Origin of the sequence: Achromobacter sp. PD1, from assembly GCF_048541815.1 — a bacterium.
GTDB classification, from domain to species: Bacteria; Pseudomonadota; Gammaproteobacteria; order Burkholderiales; family Burkholderiaceae_B; genus Achromobacter; species Achromobacter bronchisepticus_A.
Genome location: NZ_CP183349.1, coordinates 4,770,087 through 4,790,219, shown reverse-complemented (window position 1 = coordinate 4,790,219; position 20,133 = coordinate 4,770,087). Strand labels below are relative to the sequence as shown.

At 66.3% G+C, this 20,133-nt stretch carries 22 protein-coding genes; 15 read left to right on the top strand and 7 right to left on the bottom strand.

Going from position 1 to position 20,133, the window contains the following annotated elements; translation table 11 throughout:
• Positions 1–5 precede the first annotated feature (5 nt).
• The 4 genes from ACM1PE_RS22635 to ACM1PE_RS22620 all read right to left on the bottom strand — a co-directional run bounded on the left by ACM1PE_RS22635 (position 6) and on the right by ACM1PE_RS22620 (position 3,584).
• Positions 6–1,172 carry an acetyl-CoA acetyltransferase gene (locus ACM1PE_RS22635; protein ID WP_419341003.1) on the bottom strand — a complete coding sequence of 389 codons (1,167 nt, stop codon included), beginning with the start codon at positions 1,170–1,172 and terminating at the stop codon, positions 6–8.
• On the bottom strand, positions 1,169–1,543 hold the full coding sequence (locus ACM1PE_RS22630) for a Zn-ribbon domain-containing OB-fold protein (RefSeq protein WP_118932930.1): 375 nt from the start codon (positions 1,541–1,543) through the stop codon (positions 1,169–1,171). Before ACM1PE_RS22630 ends, ACM1PE_RS22635 begins: the two co-directional genes overlap by 4 nt.
• Complete coding sequence (locus ACM1PE_RS22625; protein WP_118932931.1) at positions 1,536–2,498, bottom strand: tripartite tricarboxylate transporter substrate binding protein; 963 nt, start codon at positions 2,496–2,498, stop codon at positions 1,536–1,538. The genes ACM1PE_RS22630 and ACM1PE_RS22625 overlap by 8 nt, the downstream gene beginning before the upstream one ends.
• A gap of 153 nt (positions 2,499–2,651) precedes the next feature.
• Entirely contained in the window at positions 2,652–3,584 is a 933-nt protein-coding gene (locus ACM1PE_RS22620) for a LysR family transcriptional regulator (protein ID WP_419341001.1), read from the bottom strand.
• Between the two features lie 150 nt (positions 3,585–3,734).
• Here ACM1PE_RS22620 and ACM1PE_RS22615 point away from each other — a divergent pair, with 150 nt between their 5' ends.
• The 5 genes from ACM1PE_RS22615 to ACM1PE_RS22595 all read left to right on the top strand — a co-directional run bounded on the left by ACM1PE_RS22615 (position 3,735) and on the right by ACM1PE_RS22595 (position 8,644).
• Positions 3,735–4,529: an enoyl-CoA hydratase gene (locus ACM1PE_RS22615; protein WP_059378711.1), complete on the top strand. Its 795-nt coding sequence runs from the start codon at positions 3,735–3,737 to the stop codon at positions 4,527–4,529.
• Positions 4,529–5,665: a CaiB/BaiF CoA transferase family protein gene (locus tag ACM1PE_RS22610; RefSeq protein WP_419341000.1), complete on the top strand. Its 1,137-nt coding sequence runs from the start codon at positions 4,529–4,531 to the stop codon at positions 5,663–5,665. Before ACM1PE_RS22615 ends, ACM1PE_RS22610 begins: the two co-directional genes overlap by 1 nt.
• 39 nt (positions 5,666–5,704) lie before the next feature.
• Positions 5,705–6,616 (top strand): LysR family transcriptional regulator, encoded by a 912-nt coding sequence (locus tag ACM1PE_RS22605; protein ID WP_059378714.1) that lies wholly within the window; start codon positions 5,705–5,707, stop codon positions 6,614–6,616.
• 114 nt (positions 6,617–6,730) lie between these two features.
• Positions 6,731–7,723 (top strand): Bug family tripartite tricarboxylate transporter substrate binding protein, encoded by a 993-nt coding sequence (locus tag ACM1PE_RS22600; protein WP_419340998.1) that lies wholly within the window; start codon positions 6,731–6,733, stop codon positions 7,721–7,723.
• 159 nt (positions 7,724–7,882) lie between these two features.
• Positions 7,883–8,644, top strand: a complete 762-nt coding sequence (locus ACM1PE_RS22595) for a class II aldolase/adducin family protein (RefSeq protein WP_059378717.1) — start codon at positions 7,883–7,885, stop codon at positions 8,642–8,644.
• 43 nt (positions 8,645–8,687) lie between these two features.
• Here ACM1PE_RS22595 and ACM1PE_RS22590 read toward each other — a convergent pair whose 3' ends face one another.
• Complete coding sequence (locus tag ACM1PE_RS22590) at positions 8,688–9,197, bottom strand: DUF1993 domain-containing protein (RefSeq protein WP_419340997.1); 510 nt, start codon at positions 9,195–9,197, stop codon at positions 8,688–8,690.
• Between the two features lie 138 nt (positions 9,198–9,335).
• Here ACM1PE_RS22590 and ACM1PE_RS22585 point away from each other — a divergent pair, with 138 nt between their 5' ends.
• The 5 genes from ACM1PE_RS22585 (at position 9,336) to ACM1PE_RS22565 (ending at position 13,207) form a co-directional block, all read left to right on the top strand.
• Positions 9,336–10,079: a GntR family transcriptional regulator gene (locus ACM1PE_RS22585; protein WP_059378721.1), complete on the top strand. Its 744-nt coding sequence runs from the start codon at positions 9,336–9,338 to the stop codon at positions 10,077–10,079.
• A gap of 10 nt (positions 10,080–10,089) precedes the next feature.
• On the top strand, positions 10,090–10,947 hold the full coding sequence (locus ACM1PE_RS22580) for a sulfite exporter TauE/SafE family protein (protein WP_419340994.1): 858 nt from the start codon (positions 10,090–10,092) through the stop codon (positions 10,945–10,947).
• On the top strand, positions 10,944–11,252 hold the full coding sequence (locus ACM1PE_RS22575) for a DUF1634 domain-containing protein (RefSeq protein WP_419340993.1): 309 nt from the start codon (positions 10,944–10,946) through the stop codon (positions 11,250–11,252). Before ACM1PE_RS22580 ends, ACM1PE_RS22575 begins: the two co-directional genes overlap by 4 nt.
• 71 nt (positions 11,253–11,323) lie before the next feature.
• A complete protein-coding gene (locus tag ACM1PE_RS22570; protein ID WP_059378728.1) occupies positions 11,324–12,112 on the top strand; it encodes an alpha/beta fold hydrolase in 789 nt (262 codons plus the stop codon).
• A gap of 90 nt (positions 12,113–12,202) precedes the next feature.
• Entirely contained in the window at positions 12,203–13,207 is a 1,005-nt protein-coding gene (locus ACM1PE_RS22565; RefSeq protein ID WP_419340992.1) for a Dyp-type peroxidase, read from the top strand.
• A 29-nt stretch (positions 13,208–13,236) separates the two neighbouring features.
• Here ACM1PE_RS22565 and ACM1PE_RS22560 read toward each other — a convergent pair whose 3' ends face one another.
• Complete coding sequence (locus ACM1PE_RS22560; RefSeq protein ID WP_118932937.1) at positions 13,237–14,013, bottom strand: hypothetical protein; 777 nt, start codon at positions 14,011–14,013, stop codon at positions 13,237–13,239.
• 160 nt (positions 14,014–14,173) lie between these two features.
• Here ACM1PE_RS22560 and ACM1PE_RS22555 point away from each other — a divergent pair, with 160 nt between their 5' ends.
• The 3 genes from ACM1PE_RS22555 (at position 14,174) to ACM1PE_RS22545 (ending at position 18,148) form a co-directional block, all read left to right on the top strand.
• The gene (locus ACM1PE_RS22555; protein WP_059378734.1) at positions 14,174–15,223 is read left to right on the top strand and encodes an NADP(H)-dependent aldo-keto reductase; all 1,050 of its coding nucleotides are present in this window, start codon (positions 14,174–14,176) and stop codon (positions 15,221–15,223) included.
• A gap of 191 nt (positions 15,224–15,414) precedes the next feature.
• Positions 15,415–15,846: a YciI family protein gene (locus ACM1PE_RS22550; protein WP_059378736.1), complete on the top strand. Its 432-nt coding sequence runs from the start codon at positions 15,415–15,417 to the stop codon at positions 15,844–15,846.
• A 112-nt stretch (positions 15,847–15,958) separates the two neighbouring features.
• Entirely contained in the window at positions 15,959–18,148 is a 2,190-nt protein-coding gene (locus ACM1PE_RS22545) for a TonB-dependent siderophore receptor (protein ID WP_419340991.1), read from the top strand.
• On the opposite strand, the gene ACM1PE_RS22540 is transcribed toward ACM1PE_RS22545, so the two are convergent.
• Complete coding sequence (locus ACM1PE_RS22540) at positions 18,138–18,956, bottom strand: metallophosphoesterase (protein ID WP_419340990.1); 819 nt, start codon at positions 18,954–18,956, stop codon at positions 18,138–18,140. The genes ACM1PE_RS22545 and ACM1PE_RS22540 overlap by 11 nt on opposite strands.
• A 99-nt stretch (positions 18,957–19,055) precedes the next feature.
• Between ACM1PE_RS22540 and ACM1PE_RS22535 the strand changes: the two genes are divergently transcribed.
• Positions 19,056–19,466: a lysozyme inhibitor LprI family protein gene (locus ACM1PE_RS22535; RefSeq protein WP_059378742.1), complete on the top strand. Its 411-nt coding sequence runs from the start codon at positions 19,056–19,058 to the stop codon at positions 19,464–19,466.
• Between the two features lie 8 nt (positions 19,467–19,474).
• Entirely contained in the window at positions 19,475–20,119 is a 645-nt protein-coding gene (locus tag ACM1PE_RS22530; RefSeq protein WP_251879410.1) for a DNA-3-methyladenine glycosylase I, read from the top strand.
• Positions 20,120–20,133: the final 14 nt, after the last annotated feature.

Genomic DNA, 20,133 nt, shown 5'->3' with positions numbered 1-20,133 from the left:
CTCCTTCAATCCATCCAATTGGTCAGCACGGTGGTGGCCTGGGCGCTCAACACCCCGCCATTGCCATGCACCAGCGCCGTGCGCGCCTGTTTCACTTGCCGCTCGCCGCAGTCGCCGCGCAGCTGGCGCACCGCTTCCACCAGGCCGAACATGCTGTACATGCCGGGATGGACGCAGGACAGCCCGCCGCCGTTGGTGTTCACCGGCAGTTCGCCGCCGGGAGCGATGCGTCCGCCCGACACGAAGGCGCCGCCTTCCCCTTTGGCGCAGAACCCCATGTCTTCCAGGAACAGGATGGGATTGATGGTGAAGGCGTCATAGAGCTGCACCAGGTCGATGTCGGCCAGCGCCACGCCGGCCCGTTCGCGCGCCAGGTCGGCGCTTTGTCCGGCCACGGTGCGCGTCAGGTCGGCCATGCAGGCGATCTGGCGATGCGAGTGCGCCATGGCTGTGCCTTGGACGTACACCGGTCGGGCGGCATCGGCGCGTTCCGCGGCCGTCACCACGATGGCGCCCGCGCCGTCGGTCACCAGACAGCAGTCGCGCGCGGTCAGCGGCGAGGAGATCACGCGCGCACCCAGCACGTCGTCGATGGACAAGGGCTCGCGCTTATAGGCTTCCGGGTTCAGCCGCGCCCAGGCGCGCGCGGCCACGGCGACCTCGGCAAGTTGTTCGCGGGTGGTGCCGTATTCATGCATGTGGCGGCGTGTCGCCAGCGCGTAGCTGGTCGGCGGGTTGAAGGGCTGGAACGGCTCTTCGTACGGAAACGGGTCCAGCCGCGCGCGGGCGCCGGAGGTCGCCGAGACACCGTTGCCGCCACGCGGGGAGGCGCCGTATGCGATCACGATATTGCGGCACAGGCCGGCCTGGATCGCCGCCGCAGCGGTCAGCAGGTGGCCAACGAAGGAAGCGCCGCCGATCTGGGTGCTGTCCATGAAGCGCGGGTACAGGCCCAGGTATTCGGACAGCTTGTTCAGCCACATCGACGAGGACAGACTGGCGCTCATCAGGCCGTCGATGTCCTCCATGCGCAGCCCGGCGTCGCGTACTGCGGCATGCACCGCGAGCGAGCTGATCTCCAGGTCGTTCAGACCGCCCGCGTCGCCGATGCCGGCCGTGGCGCAGCCGGTGATGGCGATGGCGCCGCGCAGGTTCTTGTTCCAGTCCGTCATGGCGCTTCCTTTCCGAACACCACGCGGGCGCGCTGCGGGTCGGGCCGCGCCGTCAGCCGCATGCCGATGCGCAGCTCGCCTTCGTCCAGCAGCGTGGACATCATGCGGAAGCCTTCGTCCATGTCGGCCAGGATCACGTTGCGCGCGGCCGCCTGCGGCGTGGCCGGAATTTCCGAATAGGAATAGAGCGTGGCGCCGGCGCGCATGGGTCGCCAGGCATATTCCTGCGAGCGGCAGTGGGTGCAGTGCGTGCGCGGAAAGAAGAACGAGAGCCCGCAGCTGCGGCACACCTGGACCTCCAGGCGTCCCGCACGCAGCGCCTCTGCAAAATAGGCTTCCGGCGACAGCGAGCCGATGCGGACCTCACTCATCCTTGACCCCGGCCTGGCTGATGACGGCCTGCCATTTATCCATTTCGTCGCTGACGAACTTCTGGTACTGGGCCAGATCCATGTCGCCGGGCTCCGAGCCGGTGGAGCGGATGTAGTCCTGCGTGGCCGGCTGCATCACCGACTTGCGGATCTCGCTGTTCAGGGTCTGCACGATGTCGGCGGGCGTGCCGGCTGGGGCATAGACGCCTACCCAGGTGCTGAGGTCGAAACCCTTGTAGCCCAGCTCGTTGAGGGTGGGTACATCCGGGTAGCGTGGCTGGCGCTGCGCCGACGCGATGGCCAGCGGCACGATCTTGCCGGACTGCAGATAGGCGTTGGCGGTCACGGACTCGGCCATGCCGAACGGCACCTGGCCCGACACCAGGTCGGTCATGGCCGGACCCGCGCCGCGGTAGGACACGTGCATCAGCGGCAGCCCGCTCTGCGCGCGCAGCAGTTCGCCCACGATGTGCGGCGCGCCGCCGGCGCCGGCCGTGCCATAGGGCACCGAGGCCTGCTTTTGCGCATAGGCCTTGAAGTCGGCGAAAGTCTTGATGCCCTGGTTGGCGTTGACCAGCAGGAAGTTGGGGCTGACGGCCAACAGCGCCACGGGAGCGAAGTCCTTGCGGGCGTTGTACGGCAGCTTCTTCATGGCGGGGTTGATCACGTGGCTGGTCGCGCCCACCAGGATGGTGTAGCCGTCCGGCTTCTGCCGCGACACGTACTCGGTGGCGATCTGGCCGGTTGCGCCCGGCTTGTTCTCGACCACGAAGGGCTTGCCCAGGCGGGTCTGCAGATCGGCCGCGATGCGACGCGTCAGGATGTCGGTCATGCCGCCCGGGGCATAGGCCACCACCAGGGTGACGGGCTTGGCCGGATAGGTGTCGGCGGCGGCAATGGCGGGAAGGGCGGCCAGCAGCGTCAGCAGCTGCTTCAGGCCAGGCTTGAGTTTCATGTCGGAGGTCTCCTCGTCCTGCGGGCTGGTTTGCCCTGCTTGGTTATGGCGTCGAGGTGACCTTCCGGATGGCGCATAGGGCGGGGGGCCTCGACGCGCTAATAATGGAAGCGGTCCATCATGCAAACAATTGATTAATTATCATGAAGGCATTCAAGAAAGAGATGAATCGCCAGCCGCCGCGGGCTGCCCCTGTTCTGCAAGATGGGCTTCGAAAGCGGCGAGAAATGCGGCCGCGGCGCGCGACAGCCGGTAGTCGGCACGGCGCAGGACGGACAGCTCATGCAGGGCCTGGGGCCGGTCGGCGATGCACAGCGCCTTCAGCCCCATTTCCTGGCAGACATGGCGCACGTAGCCCGGCATGACCGTGATGCCCATGCCGCCGCGGATCATGGCGAAGGCGGTGGTCAGGCTGCCGGTCTGCGCCACGCTGCGCACCGTCAGTCCCTGGTCCTGCAGGATCTGGTCCATCTTGCGGCGCACGGTGTAGGTGCCGCGCAGCAGGATGTGCGGGTAGCGCGCCAGTTGGCGCCAACGCGCCTCTTCGTATAGCGCCAGCGGGTGGTCGGCCGGCACCACGGCATACATGGGGCCGCGGTAGACGACGCGGCAGTCCAGCCGCGGATCCTGGCTTTCCAGCGCCACCAGCCCCAGGTCGGCCTTGCCGTGCAGGACATGCTCGGTGGCCTCGTCGCCGGTGAGTTCGTGCAGGTCGAAGACGATGTTGGGATGACGCGCATGGAATTGCGCCACCACGGGCGCGATCAGCGTGTGCATCATGATGGGCGAGGCCGCGACGGAGACCTCGCCGCGCTCCAGTCCGGCCAGGCTGCTCAGGCTGCGTTCGGCCGCGCGCAGCGATCCGAAGGTTTCCTGCGCGTAGGCATACAGCTCTGCTGCGCCTTCCAGCAGCTCGACGCCACGCGCGGAGCGCTCGAACAGCGCCATGCCTATCGCCTTCTCCAGTTCGGAGCACAGCTTGCTGACGGTGGACTGCGTCAGGTTGAGCGCCTCGGCGGCGCGGGTGAAGTTCTTCAGCTCGTACACGGCGCAAAAGGCCCGGAGCTGGCGCAGCGTGATACCCATGGTGCGACTCCCGCAAGAGGCGGCTATCGTACCCAAGCCGCCAGCGGTTAGGTATTTATTCCATTCCAGACTTATTTCATGAAAATTACTCGTTTGTTGTGATGAAACCTCGCCCTTAGCATCGGTGACATGACCCTAGCTGGAGTTTCCATGACTGCGCCTATTCCCGCCTTTTCCCATGCCCTCGTGACCCGCGACGCGCGTGGCGTCTATACCCTGCAGATCCACGACGCCAAGAGCCTGAACATCCTGGCCTCGGCGGTCACGCTGAGCCTGACCGAGGCCGCCCGCTGGATTGCGGCCCAGGACGACGCCCGCGCGGTCGTCATCCGCGGTACGGGCGAGCGCGCCTTCGTGGGCGGCGCCAACATCTATGAAATGGCCGAGCTCGATCCGCAAGGCGCGCGCGAGTTCATCACCCGGCTGCGCGACCTGTGCGACGCCGTGGCCGCGATCCCCGTTCCCACCATTGCCCGCATTCCGGGCTTCTGCCTGGGCGCCGGCATGGAGCTGGCCGCGGCCTGCGACATCCGCCTGGGATCGACCGACGCGGTCTTCGGCATGCCCGAAGTGCGCGTGGGCATTCCGTCCGTGATCCATGCCGTGCTGCTGCCGGCCATCATCGGCCCTGGCCCCACCAACTGGCTGCTGTTGACCGGCGAGACCGTGGACGCGGCCCAGGCCCGCCAGTGGGGCTTCCTGGAATTCGTCAGCGAAACCGGCGCGCTGGACGCCCTGGTCGAACGCACCGTGACGCCCATCGCCGAAAGCGGCCCGCGCGCCGTGCGTTCGCAGAAGGCGCTGCTGCGCTACTGGAGCGAGTCCAGCGTCGAAGCCGGCCTGGACCGCAGCGTGGCGGCGTTCGGCGAGGCCTTCACCAGCGACGAGCCGCGCCGCTACATGGCGCCCTTCGTCAACCGCAAGAAGCAGCAGGAGGCCAAGTAATGGCCGGCCCGCTCGCGGGCGTGCGCGTCATCGACATGACGTCGGTGGCCATGGGGCCGTACGGCACGCAGATCCTGGCAGACATGGGCGCCGAGGTCATCAAGGTCGAAGCGCCCGAAGGCGACGTGTTCCGAACCTCCGCCCCGGCCGCGAGCCCGGGCATGGGGCCGGCCTACCTGAATCTCAACCGCAACAAGTACAGCGTGACGCTGGACGCCAAGACGCCGGCCGACCGCGACAGCCTGCTGCGCCTGATCGACGGCGCCGACGTGTTCGTGTCCAACGTGCGCCCGGCGGCCCTGGCGCGCCTGGGCCTGGACGCGGATACGCTGCGCGCGCGCAACCCGCGCCTGATCCATTGCTCGGCCGTGGGTTTCGGCCAGGACGGCCCCTATGCGGCGCGCCCGGCCTTCGATGACATCATCCAGGCCATGAGCGGCCTGGCCGACCTGCAGGGCCGCAACAGCGGCGCGCCTGCCTACGTCAACACCATCCTCGCCGACAAGGTGGCGGGGCTGACGCTGGCCTACGCCATACCCATGGCGCTGTACGAGCGCGAGCGTTCGGGGCAGGGGCAGGCCGTCGAAGTCCCCATGTTCGAGACCCTGGTGTCCTTCACGCTGATCGAGCACATGAGCGGCCACAGCTTCGTGCCGCCGCGCGGACCCATGGGCTACAGCCGCGTGCTGTCGCCGCAGCGGCGTCCCTACCGCACGCGCGACGGCTACCTGGCGCTGCTGCCATACACCGACGCGCAGTGGCGGCGCTTCTTCGCCCTGGCCGAACGCCCCGACCTGGCGGCGGACGCGCGCTATGTCGACGCGTCCTCGCGCGCGCGGCACTTCGACGAGCTCTATCAGGACCTGGCGGACATCGTCGCCTTGCGCGGCACCGGGGAATGGCTGGCGCTGCTGGCGGACGCGGACATTCCGCATTCGCGCGTGAACACGCCGGAAGCCCTGTTCGAGGATCCGCATTTGAAGGCGACGGGATTTTTCCAACGCGTGGAACATCCGACCGAAGGGCCGCTGATGGCCGCCGGCATCCCGGTGCGCTTCTCGCGCACCCCGGGCGAGATCAGGCGCCAGGCCCCGCGCCAGGACGCCGATCGCGATATGCTCGAGCCTGCGCGCTGAGGCCGGCATGGCCGGCGGCGCCTAGCGGCGACTTCGACCATGAACATCACTCTCAAGCAATTGCGCGTGTTTTGCGCGCTATACGAACTGCGCAGTTTCACGGCGGCCGCGCGCGCGGCCTTCGTGACCCAATCGGCCGTCAGCAAGCTCTGCGCCGAACTCGAGGCCGAGGTCGGCCAACCGTTGTTCGAGCGCTCCACACGCAGCGTCACTCCCTGCGACGGCGCGGCGGATTTCTACGCCTACGCCCAGGAAATCCTGGGCACCGTGCGCGCCGCCGAGCGCAGCATGTCCGGCCTGCGCACGCTGGAGCGCGGCACGGTGGGCGTGGCCACTTCGCCGCTGATGATGGTCGGCCTGTTGGGCGAGGTGGTGGCCGACTATCACCGCGCGCATCCCAGCGTGAAGCTGGACCTGTTCGAGCTCTCCACCGACGACACCATCGAGCATGTGCGCAACGGCCGCGCCGACTTCGGCATCGTCTCGGTCGAAACCCCTTCGGAAGAGCTGGCCACGCGAGTCATCTATCGCGACACCATGTACGCGGTGTGCGCGCCGCGCCATGCGCTGACGCGCAAGCGTTCGGTGTCGTGGGCCGACGTGGCCGCTCACGATCACATCATGCTGCGCAATGTGTACAGCGTGCGACGCAGCCTGGACCGCGTGGCGGCCGACCTGAACCTGGAGTTCCGCTACCGCATCGAGGCCGGCATGCTGACCTCGGCGCTGAAGCTGGTCGGCGCGGGACTGGGGATAACGGTCGTGCCCGGCTATGCCTGCGACCTGGCGCGGCAGCTGGGCCTGCGCATCCTCGCCATCGACGGCGCGCGCAAGCACGGACATGAACTCTGGCTGATCCAGCGGCGCAACGCGCGGCTGTCGCTGGCGGCTTCGGCCTTCCTGCAGGCGACCGAGGAATATCTGCGGCAGCGTCAGGCTTCAGAGAATTAATCCTGGTTTGGAATAAGTCTATGAAAATTAGTCCCTTGTTGGGATAAGCGGGTCGCAAGCATCATACGGTCAGAGTTCAAGAGGCCGACCCGCGGCCCCTCACAGGAGACAAGCATGATCCGACCGTTCGGCGTCCGCCGCCGCCTGCTGGCCGCCGGCAGCCTCACCGTCCTGACCGCCCTTGCGGGCGCGCTGCCGTCCACCGCGCTGGCGCAGGGCGCGTATCCCGACAAGCCCATCACCATCGTCGTGCCGTTCTCGCCGGGCAGCGCCACCGACACCAGCGCGCGCATCATCGCGGAGAAGCTCGGTCCGCGCTTGAACGTGCCCGTCGTCATCGAGAACAAGCCCGGCGCGTCCGGCACCATCGGCGCCTCGTTCGTCGCGCGCGCCCAGCCCGACGGCTACACGCTGATCCTCACCAGCAGCTCGACGCACTCGGCCACGCCGGCGCTGTTCCGCCAGCTGCCGTTCGATCCCACCGGCGATTTCACCCACGTCGTGCGTATCGCGACCATCCCGATGATGCTGGTGGTGCGCGAGGACGCGCCCTACAAGTCGCTGCAGGAACTGGTCAAGGCCACGCAGGCCAAGCCCCTGAACTACGCGTATGGTTCGCCCACCAGCCAGATCGCCGGCGCCACCTTCAACACCGTGGCGGGCGCCGCGGCCAACGGCGTGCCGTACAAGAGCCAGCCGCCGGCCGTGACCGACCTGCTGGGCGGCCACGTCGACTACCTGTTCGCCGACCTCTCTGTCGTGACCTCGTTCATGCAGGCAGGCAAGCTGCGCGGACTGGCCTACACGGGCCATGAACGCGCCAAGGAATTTCCCAGCGTGCCGACGCTGGCCGAACTGGGCTACCAGAAGTTCGACCTGGTCGTGTGGGTCGGCGTGGCCGTGCCGGCCAAGACGCCCGACGCCATCGTGCAGAAGCTGAACCAGGAAGTCGCCGCCATCCTGCGCGAGCCGGACGTGCTGCAACGCTTCGAATCCCTGGGCATGCAGGTCTCGCCCAACACCGTGGCCGAGCACCAGGCCTTCGCACAGTCGCAGCGCCAGGTCTGGACCCAGCGCGCGGTCGACGCGAAGATCGAACCGCAGTAAGCGGCGGGAAACGAGGAGGGCGCCCGGGCGGGCGCTTTTTTCATGGGGCGCGGTGACCGCTCCCTGGCCGCGTCCCGTGCTTGCCGCCACCAAAACGAATAAAGTGCCAGGCAGTGTCCGCCCCATCACGGCGGGCAATCATCAAAACACGGAGACGACATGGATACCGTAGGCAAGGGCGCCAGCGTGCGCGAACAGGTCAGCGCAACGGAATGGGAGGTCCGCAAGGATCTGGCGGCGCTATATCGGTTGGTGGCGCTGTTCGGCTGGGACGATCTGATCTTCACCCATATCACGGCCAAGGTGCCGGGGACCGAACATTTCCTGATCAACCCCTACGGCATGATGTTCGACGAAATCACGGCATCGAGCCTGGTCAAGATCGACCTGGACGGACGCAAGGTGATGGAGTCGGAGTACGACATCAATCCCGCCGGTTTCACCATCCATAGCTGTATCCACGCTGCCCGCAAGGACGCGATGTGCGTGCTGCATACGCATTCCATCAACGGCGTGGCTGTGTCGGCGCAGAAGGCCGGGCTGCTGCCGCTGTCGCAGTTCGCGTTCATCGTGCTGCGGTCGCTCGGCTACCACGACTACGAAGGCCTGGCGCTCAATCCCGAGGAACAGCCGCGCCTGGTGCGGGACCTGGGCAGCAACACCTATCTCATCCTGCGCAACCATGGCCTGTTGACCGTGGGGCAAAGCATGGCCGAAGCCTTCCAGGCCATGCACCGGCTGGAGGCCGCCTGCATGGTGCAGGTGCGGGCCCAGGCCGGCGGCGAACTGACCTACATCCCGCCGGACATCCTGAAGAACGCCACGGTGGAATCGCAGGCCGACCGCGCGCACAAGGCCATGCTGGCCTGGCCGGGACTGCTGCGCCGCCTGGACCGCCGCAACCCGGGCTACGCGGAGTAGCAGCCGGGCGCGGGCCCCAAGGGCTGGGGCCCGCTGAAACGGATCAGTACTTGCCCATGTAATCGCGCTTGCCGATTTCCACGCCGTTGTGGCGCAGGATGTCGTAGGCCGTGGTCACGTGGAAGAAGAACTGCGGCAGCCCATAGTGCAGCAGATAGGCGCTGCCGCTCAGCTTCTTTTCCTTGGGCGTGCCCGGGCGCAGCACGATTTCGCGCGCTTCGCTTTGCGCGAATTGTTCGGGGCCGAACGAACCCAGGTGTTCCAGCGTCTTGGCGATCAAGGCTTGCAGGCCCGCGAAGCTGGTTTCGCTATCAGGCCACGAAGGCACTTCCGCGCCAGCCAGGCGCGAGGCGATGCCCTTGGCGAAATCCGCAGCGATCTGCACCTGGCGCGCCAGCGGGAACATGTCGGGGAACAGGCGGGCGCCCAGGTAGGCGTCCGCATCGATGTTCTTCTCCGTGGCGTGGGCTTCCGCTTTCTTCAGCACGTCGGACAGGGCCGACAGCATTTGCGTCAGGACGGGAACGGAGGCGCTGTGCATGAAATTGCTCATATCGTGTCTCGCTTGAGAGTGGGCGCCGGCGCGGGAGGCGCCGGGCAGGCTTGCGAAGACTACCAGTTGCCGGCGTTGTCATCCGTAACGCGTGTTGATGCTTGAGCCATCATGACATCATGATGTTATGATGGCTTCATGAAAAACGACGCCGAATATGCTCCTCTTTATGCCCGGGTGGAAATGGCCTTGGCCGCGGAAATCTCGTCCGGCAGCCTGTCGCCTGGCGACCGGCTGCCGACGGAAGACCAGCTGATCGAGCGCTTCGCGGTCAGCCGCAGCACGGTGCGCAAGGCGGTGGAAAACCTGGTCGCGCGCGGGCTGGCGGAGATCCGGCGCGGCAAAGGCACGTTCGTCACGGAACCCAAGCTGACGCAGACGCTGACGGCCCTGAGCGGATTTGTCGAGGACATGACCGCGCTCGGCCGCCGGGCGACGGCACGCCTGCTGGACAAGCGGCCGGTGCCGGCCACGGAAGACGTCGCGCGCCAACTGGGCGTGGCGCGCGGCGCGATGGTCTATCGCATCGAGCGCGTGCGGCTGGCGGACGGCGTGGCCATGTCGTTCGATGAAACCTATCTGCCGCTGGACGTGGGCGAAAAAGTCGCCAGCAACGACCTGGAGGCCGAGCCCATCTTCGACCTGCTGGAGCTGCGCTACGACCTGCCTCTGATCGAGGCCGAGTACCAGCTGGAAGCGGTCACGGCGGACGAACGCGTCGCGCAAGCGCTGGGCGTAGCGGCGGGAAGCCCGATTTTCCTCATCGAGCGCACGTCCTACACCGAGGCGCAGCGGCCGGTGGACTACGAAAAGCTGTACTACCGCGGCGACCTGATCCGCTTCAGCACCCGGCTGTCGCGCCAGCCGCGCAAGCCGACCTGAACCGGCGGCCATGGAAACCTCGACGATCCTCTGGCTGTTCGCCGCCGCCTTCGGCGCCAGCGCGCTGGGCGGGGTGCTGGGGATGGCCAGCGGCATCTTCATCGTGCCCATCCTGACGTTGCTGTTCGGCGTGGACATCCATGTGGCCATCGGGGCCAGCATCATCTCGGTAATCGCCTGTTCCTGCGGCAGCGCCGCGCCGTTCCTGAAAGGGCGGCTGACCAACGTCAGGCTGGCCATCGTCCTGGAAACGGCCACCACGCTGGGGGCGCTGACCGGCGTGTTCCTTATCGGCATCGTCTCGACCGGATTTCTCTACGGCCTGTTCGCGGCCATCCTGGCGCTGTCCGCGCAGCAGATGCTGGCGCGCCGGCGCGAGGCCGTCGCCAGCGCGCCAGGCGCCGCCAGCTGGGCCACCGCGCTGCGCCTGCACGCAAGCTTTCCCGACCGCGCGCTGGGCCGCGAGGTGCACTACCAGGTGGACCGGGTACCGCTGGGCTTGTCGCTGATGTACGGCGCGGGCCTGATTTCGGCCTTGCTCGGCATAGGCTCGGGCGTGCTCAAGATCCCGGCCATGGACGCCGCGCTGAAGCTGCCCATCAAGGTCTCGTCGGCGACGTCCAACTTCATGATCGGCGTGACCGCCGCCGCCAGCGCGGGCGCCTATTTCGTGCGCGGCGACATCGACATCGGCATCGCCGGACCGGTCGCGCTGGGCTCGGTCGCGGGCGCCTTGCTCGGCGCCCGCCTGCTGATGGGCCTGCCGGCGGACAAGCTGCGGCTCTTCTTCGTGATCGTGCTGTCCTTGCTGGCGGTGCAGATGCTGCTGAGCGCGTTGGGCGTGCATATTCCGGGAGGCCCGGCATGACGCAGGCGGCGGACAAACAGGCGCGGCGCGACCGCGTCATCGCCGGCTTGCTGTGGTACGGAACCTGGCTCGCCTCGGCCCTCATCGCCGCCGGCATGGCTGTGGATTTCCTGTTGCCGGCGCATGGCGGCCTGCGGGACCTTGAACTCGTCAAGGCCGGGGTGGCCCTGTTCATCGTGCTGCCGGTGGCGCGGGTGGCGCTGATGCTGGCCATCTTTCTGCGCGAGCGCGACTACGCCTACACGGCGATTTCCGCGCTGGTCCTGCTTATCATCGCCGCAGGCGTCGTGTCCGGACTGCGGTGAGGCTGCCGGCTTTCCTATAATCGGAGCGCGGTGCGGTGGCGCATCGCCGCATACTTTCGCCAGGACTTTTCATGCTTGCCATTACCAGCCAGGATGTCTACGTGCACACCAGCCAGGGCCGCCTTTTCGCGCGGCGCTGGGACCCCGCCGGGGAGGCCGCCGCCGCAGCGCCCATCGTGCTGTTCCATGATTCGCTGGGTTGCGTGGAGTTGTGGCGGGATTTTCCCGAACAACTGGCGCAGGCCACCGGGCGCAGCGTCATCGCCTATGACCGCCTGGGCTTTGGCCGCTCCGATCCCAATACCGCCGTGTTCGAACCCGGCTTTGTGCAAGACGAAGCGCAGGACGGATTCCGCAGCCTGCGCGCAGCGCTGGGCGTCGGCCCCTATGTGGGGTTCGGTCACAGCGTGGGCGGCGGCATGGCCGTCTGCAGCGCTGGCGTGTATGCAGAAGATTGCCGGGCGCTGATCACCGAGTCCGCGCAGATGTTTGCCGAAGACCGCACGCTGGAAGGCATCCGTGCCGCCAAGCGGAACTTCGCCGAACCCGGCCAGCTGGACCGCCTGAAGAAGTACCACGGCGAGAAAGCCGAATGGGTGCTGGGCGCGTGGATCAACACCTGGCTGTCGCCCGAGTTTGCCGCCTGGAACCTGGACGAGCAATTGCGCCAGGTGCGTTGCCCCGTGCTTGCCCTGCATGGCGAAATCGACGAGTACGGTTCCCCCAAGCACCAGGAAAAGATCGCGGCGCTGGCCGGCGGCCGCCCCGTGCTGCTGGAGAACTGCGGGCATGTGCCGCACCGCGAGCAAAGCCGCATCGTGCTGGATGTGGTGAGCGAGTGGTTGAGGGCGGTGCCGTAACCAATCGGGTGCGCCCATACACAGTCCGCGCTTAGAATCAGACTAGCCCTTCCGCGCCGCCGCGCTCGCTTTCTTGAGGTCCCCGATCCGATGTCTGACCGTCAACCCGTATCCCAAGCCGTCCACAACACGACTACCCGCCACGCGATTTTCATTGTGGCCACGCTCAACGAGGGCGCCGCTGCCGCCGAAACCGTGCGCGGCTGGTGCGCCGATGTCGGCGGCCTCGTCCGCACCGTGGGCACGCGCGCGCCCGAGCAGAATCTTTCCTGTGTCACCGCCTTCGGCTCCACGGCCTGGGACACGCTTTTCGGCGCGCCGCGCCCCACCGCGCTGCATCCTTTCCGCGAGTTTGGTTCGGGCGAACGACTGGCCGTCGCGACGCCGGGTGACCTGCTGCTGCATATCCGCGCCGACTCGATGGATTTCTGTTTCGAACTGGCCACCTTGCTGCTGGGCGGCCTGGGCGATGCCGTGACGGTCGTGGATGAAGTCCATGGCTTTCGCTACTTCGACCGGCGCGCCATCATCGGCTTCGTGGACGGGACCGAGAATCCGGAAGGGCAGGAGGCGGTCGACTTCACCGTCATCGGCGACGAAGATGCCGAGTTCGCCGGCGGCAGCTACGTGCTGGTGCAGAAGTACCTGCACGACATGAAGGCCTGGAATGCGCTGACGGTCGAAGGCCAGGAAGGGGTCATCGGCCGCCACAAGTGGTCCAACGTGGAACTCGACGACGACATCAAGCCCTCGTCCTCGCACAGCGCCCTGACGACCATCGAGGAAAACGGCCAGGAACTGAAAATCCTGCGCGACAACATGCCGTTCGGCCGGCCGGGATCCGGGGAATTCGGCACCTACTTCATCGGCTACGCGCGTTCGCCGCGTCCCATCGAGCTGATGCTGGAGAACATGTTCGTCGGACGTCCGCCCGGCAATTACGACCGCCTGCTCGACTTCAGCCACGCGGTCACGGGCGGCCTGTTCTTCGTGCCGTCGTCAGAGTTGCTGGAAGCGCTTGCCGAGCGCAGCCCGGCGGCCTGTGCGGACGCGGGCGAGCCTGCGGCCGCTGCCCTGGCCAGCAAGGCGAACTGAAGCTCCAGAGCCTGGCGCAGGGGCGCTGCCTACCGCTCCTGCTCCAGCGTCGCCTTCATCCGCACCATGCTTTCCTGGCTGACCATGATGACGCCGCTGGCTGGCTGGTCGATGTCCAGGATGAAGGTCAGCACCAGGGAAATCAGCGTGGCGAACAGGCCGGTCGAGATCAGCCGCCTGCGCTTGTGCAGCCCGGTGCCGTAGGCGATGAAACCCATTGCGCCGCCGGTGACGATGAAGAGCAGATAGAAGACGGGCTCGGGTACGTGGTTTTCCAGCGCGACGCGGCGCTTTTCGTTGACCTGCGCCATTTCGTTGATAGCCTGGATGAACATGACCGTGGATATCGAGGGCGGATTCTCCAGGACGCTCGCAGCCGTGCTCCGGATCTGGCGCTCGATGCGCCGCGAGGCCGCGCCGGCTGCCGCCAGGCGCTCCTTGTCATTGTCGGCGTCGCTGAACTCCAGCGCCGTCGTCGTGTACTCCAGCAAGAGCTTGGCGATGGGTTCGCGCGCGGCCGCAGGCAGCAGCTGCGAGCGCCAGTAGGCATTGCCGATGGCGTTGGCCTCTTCCAGCACCAGGTTCTTGCGCGTCTCGAAACGCGTCACCGACATCGCGAAGGTAAAGCCCAGCAGCAGCGCCAACAGGCCCAGCAAGGCGGTCTGGAGCGCGCCGATATGGGTCTTGGCGGCGTCGTCGGATGCGCGGCGGCGCTTGCGCCCCAACCGGAAGCCCAGCTCGATGATGGCCAGGCAAACGATGACGCAGATGAAAAACACGTAGGTTTCATCAATTTCGCGCAGCACGTTGATTTCCGGTGGTTATTTGCGGATAGAGCGTATGCCGAGTGCGGCGCGGCGGGCAAGGGGCGAATAACCCGCAGCCGCGGAACCTTGCCAGGTATTTGAAAAGCGTCTTGGAGTAAGGTGTCGCTTCCCTTGTAAGCGACACAGCACGGAGCAGAAATTGAAATACCGCAAACTCGGCCGTACCGACCTGGATGTCAGCCTGATCGGACTGGGCACCATGACCTGGGGCGAGCAGAACACCGAAGCCGAGGCGCACCAGCAGCTCGACTACGCCCTGGAGCGTGGCATCAATCTGGTTGACGTCGCCGAAATGTATCCCGTGCCGCCCAAGCCCGAAACGCAGGGCCTGACCGAAACCTATATCGGCACCTGGCTGGCGCGCAGCAAGCGCCGCCAGGACATCGTGCTGGCCAGCAAGGTGGCGGGCCCCGTGCGCGACGCGAAGCGCCCTGGTCACATCCGCGACGGCAAGACCCACCTGGACCGCAAGAACCTCACCGCGGCGCTGGACGCCAGCCTGAAGCGCCTGCAGACGGACTACCTGGACCTGTATCAGCTGCATTGGCCCGACCGCACGACGGCCACCTTCGGCAAGCTGTCCTATCCCTGGGTCCAGGACGAATACACCGTGCCGATCGAGGAAACCCTGGAAGTGCTGCAGGACTTCGTGCGGGCCGGCAAGGTACGCCACATCGGCGTGTCCAATGAAACGCCCTGGGGCGTGGGGCAGTTCCTGCGTCATGCCGAGAACAAGGGCTTGCCGCGTATTGCAACCATCCAGAACGCCTACAGCCTGCTGAACCGCGTCTACGAGATCGGTTTGTCCGAGTACTCGCACCACGAAGGCGTGGGCTTGCTGGCCTACTCGCCGCTGGCGATGGGCATGCTTTGCGGCAAGTATCTGGACGGCGCGCGCCCGGCCGGCGCCCGCCTGACGCTCTATACGCGCTTCACCCGCTACAGCAACGAGCAGGCCGAGATCGCCACCCGCGCCTACGTCGAACTGGCGCGCGCGCACGGCATTTCGCCCACGCACCTGGCGCTGGCCTGGGTCAACCAGCGCCCCTTCGTCACCAGCAACCTGATCGGCGCCACCACGCTGGAACAGCTGAAGGAGAACATCGACAGCGTGGATGTGACCCTCTCGACCGAGGCGCTGGAGGCAATCGACAAGATCCACGCGCGCCAGCCGAATCCCGCCCCGTGATGCGCTGACCGCCCCGTCCTCCATGGCGGCCAGAACCCATGACGCTTTCCGGGGCGTCATGGGTTTTTTCATGGAGGATGCCGATCCGGCCACGGATACACTTTTTTTCCTGGCGGCTGTCGATTTCGTCTGGCGCGGTTCGTCGTGTCGATGGAGCATGCAAGTTCCACCATCCACACAAGGAGACCGAGATGCGATTCATGGTTCAAGTCAGGGCCACCGCCGATAGCGAGGCAGGGGTAATGCCCACCCAGCAACTGCTGGCCGACATGGGGCGGTACAACGAGGAGCTGGTCAAGGCGGGCGTGATGCTGGCGGGCGACGGCCTGAAACCCAGCTCCAAGGGCGCGCGGGTGCATTTTTCCGGCAGCAGCCGGCAGGTGATAGACGGCCCCTTCGCGGAAACCAAGGAGCTGATCGCCGGCTACTGGCTCTGGGAGTGCGCCTCGCTGCAGGAGGCGATCGAATGGGTCAAGCGCTGCCCCAATCCGATGCCCGGCCCGTCCGATATCGAGATCCGCCCGCTGTACGAGGCCGATGACTTCGGCGAGGAGTTCACGGCGGAGCTGCGCGCCCAGGAGGAGCGGCTGCGCGATCAGTTGGAGAAAGCGTCCAAGCAGTGAACCGCAGGGCCAGAGCGGCATGGGGAAAGTTCGCAGTTGATAATATAATTGCGAATCAGTCGTATTTATAAGAAATTGCCATTTCTTCCCCTCCCGCTCTGGAGAATTCAACGTGGTCCGTCCCGCTTCCGCCAGGAAGTGCCGCGCGCGCAAGCACGCGCGGCATGCAGTTGCGCCCTATGCCCTAGCCCTGACCCTGGGCATCGTTCATCCTGCGGGCGTCCATGCCCAGGGCGCCACGGCGCCGCCGCCCAAGGACGCGGGGGATGCGCAAGGCGTGGCTCAGTTGCCGGCGGTGACCGTCAACGCGACCTCGGTGGACGACACGCTGGAACATCTGTCCGCGCCGGTGAACAGCGGGGCGTTGGGCAACCGCAGCCAGCTGGAGACGCCGTTTTCCACGACCGTGGTCACTGCCGCGGATATCGAGGAGCGGCAGGTCAACAAGCTGGGCGACGTGTTTGCCCTGGACGCATCCGTCACCGACAACAGCGCCTCCTACGGGGCCTGGGCAAGCTACTTGAGCGTACGCGGCCTGCCGCTGGATTGGCAGAATTCCTACCGCATCGACGGCAAGCCCTTCCTTAGTTACGTCACGACCTTGCCTTACGAGCACTTCGAGCAGATCGACCTGCTCAAGGGCGCATCCGGTTTCATGTACGGCTTCGGATCGCCGGGCGGCTTGATCAACTACGTCACCAAGAAGCCGACCGACGAGCCGGTGCGCAGCATCGAACTGGGTTATGTGTCCAAGGGACTTTTGCGCGAACATGTCGACTTGGGCGGACGCGTGGGCGGCGACGGCCGGTTCGGCTATCGCCTGAACGCCACGCACGAAGAAGGCAATACCTACAACGGCGGCTCGTTGTACCGGGATTCGGTGTCGCTGGCGCTGGACGCCCGCCTGACCGACAAGCTGAGCTGGGACTTCCAGTCCATCTACCAGAACCGCAAGGCGATCGGCCAGGAGCCGACCATCTACGCCGGGCAGATGGCGGGCTCGGAGCTGCCGTCGCCGGTGCGCAACGACAACGGCAGGATGGTGGGCGAGGGGCCGTATGCGGACAATAAATTCCGCTTCTACTCGACCGGACTGAAGTACCAGCTGTCTTCCGATTGGTCGGTGCGCACCGACTACAGCTACAGCTCCACCCGTACCCGGCGCAATGAATCGGTGCTGTTCCTGCAGAACCAGGCGGGCGACTACCAGGACTACCGCTCGGACTACGGCGAGGCCTATGCCTACAACCAATGGCAAGGCATGCTCGAAGGCCGGTTCAGCACCGGCCCGCTGAAACACCTGGTGGTGGCGGGCGCGTCGTGGCAAAAGCAGAAGAACGACTACAGCGTCGACGGCGTGTACCAGCTGCAAGGCACGGGCAACCTGCGCACGCAGAACACCAACACCTATTACAGCCAGGGCGGCCTGGATCTGTACCGCGCCGCCGAGATCACGCAGAAGGCGCTGTTCGCGAGCGACACCATCGATCTGACCGGCGGCTGGTCCGTGCTGGGCGGCCTGCGCTACACCGACTACGAACAGGTCGGCTTCAATGCGGCGGGCGTGCGCAATTCGCGCTACGAAAAGAACGGCGTGCTGACGCCGACGGTGGCGCTGATGTACAACATTACGCCGCAGACCATGGCCTATGCCAGCTACATCGAGTCGCTGGAGCCGGGTTCGTCGGTGGGCAATACCTACGCCAACTTCGGCGCGCTGCTGGACCCGCTCAAGAGCAAGCAGTATGAACTGGGCATCAAGACCAACCAGGACGGCTGGGCCGCCACGGCGGCGCTGTTCCGCATCGAGAAGAAGGCGGAATACACCAACGCCGCCAATGAGCTGGTGCAGGACGGCAAGTCGATCTACCAAGGCCTGGAGCTGGGCGCCTCCACGCGCATTGCGACGAATTGGAACGTGGGCGGCAGCCTGATGTTCCTGGACTCGGAATACAAGAAGGGCTCCAGCTTCACCGGCAACCGCGTCGCGGGCGCGCCCAAGTTCGTCGCCGCCGCCCAGGTTGCGTATTCGGTGTCGCAATTGCCGGGCCTTAAGCTCAGGGCCGACGTGAAGTACACCGGCAGCACCATGTTGGGCGCTTCGAACGCGGTCCAGGTACCCGACTACGCCATCGTTAACATCGGCGCCACCTACGACACGCGCATCTACGGCTACGAAACCACGTTCCGCGCGGGCATCAACAATCTGGCCGACAAGCGTTACTGGCTATACCAGTCGCCGGACTACGTGAAGGCGGGCGACCCGCGCACCTATGCCTTGAGCGCCAGCCTCAAGTTCTAGGCGCCGTCACGTCCCACAGGCGGTCAGGCGCAAAGTCCTGCTGTTCGCCCTTCTTGGCGTAGCCCAGCGGATTGGCCACGATGCGGCAGCCATTCTTCACATAGTCCTGCGGACAGTGGAGATGGCCGTGCATCCAGACGTCGGCCAGGGGCAGCAGGGCGTCCAGCGCATTGCAGAACCCCGCTGTGCCGGGGGTGACGCCGTAACGCGGATCCGCGCTCGCCAAGGTGGGGGCGAAGTGGGTAATGGCCACGGTGGGGCCGTCGTGCGGCGTGCGCAGCGCGTCTTGCAGCCATTGCTGGCAGAGCAGCCCCTGTTCGCGCATCTGCTCGGCCATGAAGGGCGCGCCGTTGCGGCGCATCTCGGCCTTTTCCAGATAGAAGTCCGCCGCGCGGAAAGCTTTTTCGCGCTTCTTCAATGCCCCGCCGACGGTGTCGCCGGGCGCGGCCAGCGCGTCGAAGTCCGTCCACAGCGTGGTGCCGACAAAGCGCACGCCATCGATGACCAGCGTCTCGCGCTCCAGCCAGTGGATGCCGAGTTCGCCGCAAAGCTCGCGCAGCCGCGCGTGGGTCTCATCGAAATCGACGTTGTCGTATTCGTGATTGCCGGGGACATAGACTACGGGCGTGGGCCAGCCCTTGTTCGGCGCATAGCTGCCCAGGCCGAAGTCGTCGACGGTCATGAGCGAGCCGCGGCGGTACGAGCCGACGTCTCCGGCCAGCACCAGCAGATCGGCGCCGGGCGCGGGCCGGGCCAGGAAATCAGGATCGGTTTCAAGGTGCAGGTCGGAGAGCAATTGGATCTTCATAGCCGCCATCTTAGGCCACCGGCGGCCCAGCCGCCGCTGCGAGGGGTCTTTGTTCCATGCGACACTTTCCGGGTTCACCAGCCATACAGGAGGAATTCCATGCGTATCGCCATCATGACGGCCGCTGCCGCGCTTGCGTTGGCCGCAAGCGCGCAGGCGCAGCCGCTGGATTGCGGCAACGCGGCCACGCAGACGGACATGAGCCTGTGCGCCGACCAGGCGTACCGCAAGTCCGACGCCGCCCTGAACGCTGCCTACAAGGAAGTGACCGCGCGCCTGAAGAACGACAGGGCCGCGACGACCCAGCTGCATGCCGCCCAGAAGGCCTGGCTGTTCTTTCGCGATGCGGAGTGCGCCTTCGCGTCCAGCAGCACGTCCGGCGGCAGCGCCTATCCCATGACGCTGAGCCTGTGCCTGGACAAGCTGACGCAGGCGCGTACCAAGGAGTTGCAGGCCTACCTGAAGTGCGAGGAAGGCGACCTGAGCTGCCCGGTGCCGGGCAAGCAGTAAGCCGCCGCATGAAGACCGATGAGATGAGCAAGAGCGATCCGGGCCTGATCACCGACGAGCAGGGCGTGGCGCGCTGCTTCTGGCAGCCGTCCATGCCCGACTATCACGACCACGAATGGGGCAGGCCGGTGGCGGATGACCGCCGCCTGTACGAGAAGATCTGCCTGGAGGGCTTTCAGGCCGGCATGGCGTGGATCACGATCCTGCGCAAGCGCGAGGCGTTCCGCGCGGCCTTCGACGACTTCGACTTCGAGCGGGTGGCGCGCTACACGGAGCGCGACGTCGAGCGCCTGATGGGCGACGCGGGCATCGTGCGCAACCGTAGCAAGATCGTGTCCGCCATCAACAACGCCAAGCGCGCACGCGCCCTGGCCGACGAAACGGGTTCATTGTCGGCTTGGCTCTGGAGCCATGAGCCGCCGGCCCAGGACCGCCCCGCGACCGTGGACCTGGATTACTGGAACGGCAATCCGACCTCGCCGGCGTCGGCGGCGCTGTCGCGCGACCTGAAGAAGCGCGGCTGGACCTTCGTGGGCCCGACGACCATGTACGCCTTCATGCAGGCCGTGGGCATGGTCAACGATCACATGAGCGGCTGCGTCTGCCGCCAGGCGGTCGAGGCGGCGCGGGCGGGGTTCAAACGGCCGAAATAGGCCGCGGCAGGGCT

What these genes read in the sequence shown, in the direction of transcription:
- ACM1PE_RS22635 (WP_419341003.1), bottom strand. Translation starts at nt 1,172, where the DNA reads ATGACGGACTGGAACAAGAACCTGCGCGGCGCCATCGCCATCACCGGC.
- ACM1PE_RS22630 (WP_118932930.1), bottom strand. Translation starts at nt 1,543, where the DNA reads ATGAGTGAGGTCCGCATCGGCTCGCTGTCGCCGGAAGCCTATTTTGCA.
- ACM1PE_RS22625 (WP_118932931.1), bottom strand. Translation starts at nt 2,498, where the DNA reads ATGAAACTCAAGCCTGGCCTGAAGCAGCTGCTGACGCTGCTGGCCGCC.
- ACM1PE_RS22620 (WP_419341001.1), bottom strand. Translation starts at nt 3,584, where the DNA reads ATGGGTATCACGCTGCGCCAGCTCCGGGCCTTTTGCGCCGTGTACGAG.
- ACM1PE_RS22615 (WP_059378711.1), top strand. Translation starts at nt 3,735, where the DNA reads ATGACTGCGCCTATTCCCGCCTTTTCCCATGCCCTCGTGACCCGCGAC.
- ACM1PE_RS22610 (WP_419341000.1), top strand. Translation starts at nt 4,529, where the DNA reads ATGGCCGGCCCGCTCGCGGGCGTGCGCGTCATCGACATGACGTCGGTG.
- ACM1PE_RS22605 (WP_059378714.1), top strand. Translation starts at nt 5,705, where the DNA reads ATGAACATCACTCTCAAGCAATTGCGCGTGTTTTGCGCGCTATACGAA.
- ACM1PE_RS22600 (WP_419340998.1), top strand. Translation starts at nt 6,731, where the DNA reads ATGATCCGACCGTTCGGCGTCCGCCGCCGCCTGCTGGCCGCCGGCAGC.
- ACM1PE_RS22595 (WP_059378717.1), top strand. Translation starts at nt 7,883, where the DNA reads ATGGATACCGTAGGCAAGGGCGCCAGCGTGCGCGAACAGGTCAGCGCA.
- ACM1PE_RS22590 (WP_419340997.1), bottom strand. Translation starts at nt 9,197, where the DNA reads ATGAGCAATTTCATGCACAGCGCCTCCGTTCCCGTCCTGACGCAAATG.
- ACM1PE_RS22585 (WP_059378721.1), top strand. Translation starts at nt 9,336, where the DNA reads ATGAAAAACGACGCCGAATATGCTCCTCTTTATGCCCGGGTGGAAATG.
- ACM1PE_RS22580 (WP_419340994.1), top strand. Translation starts at nt 10,090, where the DNA reads ATGGAAACCTCGACGATCCTCTGGCTGTTCGCCGCCGCCTTCGGCGCC.
- ACM1PE_RS22575 (WP_419340993.1), top strand. Translation starts at nt 10,944, where the DNA reads ATGACGCAGGCGGCGGACAAACAGGCGCGGCGCGACCGCGTCATCGCC.
- ACM1PE_RS22570 (WP_059378728.1), top strand. Translation starts at nt 11,324, where the DNA reads ATGCTTGCCATTACCAGCCAGGATGTCTACGTGCACACCAGCCAGGGC.
- ACM1PE_RS22565 (WP_419340992.1), top strand. Translation starts at nt 12,203, where the DNA reads ATGTCTGACCGTCAACCCGTATCCCAAGCCGTCCACAACACGACTACC.
- ACM1PE_RS22550 (WP_059378736.1), top strand. Translation starts at nt 15,415, where the DNA reads ATGCGATTCATGGTTCAAGTCAGGGCCACCGCCGATAGCGAGGCAGGG.
- ACM1PE_RS22540 (WP_419340990.1), bottom strand. Translation starts at nt 18,956, where the DNA reads ATGAAGATCCAATTGCTCTCCGACCTGCACCTTGAAACCGATCCTGAT.
- ACM1PE_RS22535 (WP_059378742.1), top strand. Translation starts at nt 19,056, where the DNA reads ATGCGTATCGCCATCATGACGGCCGCTGCCGCGCTTGCGTTGGCCGCA.
- ACM1PE_RS22530 (WP_251879410.1), top strand. Translation starts at nt 19,475, where the DNA reads ATGAAGACCGATGAGATGAGCAAGAGCGATCCGGGCCTGATCACCGAC.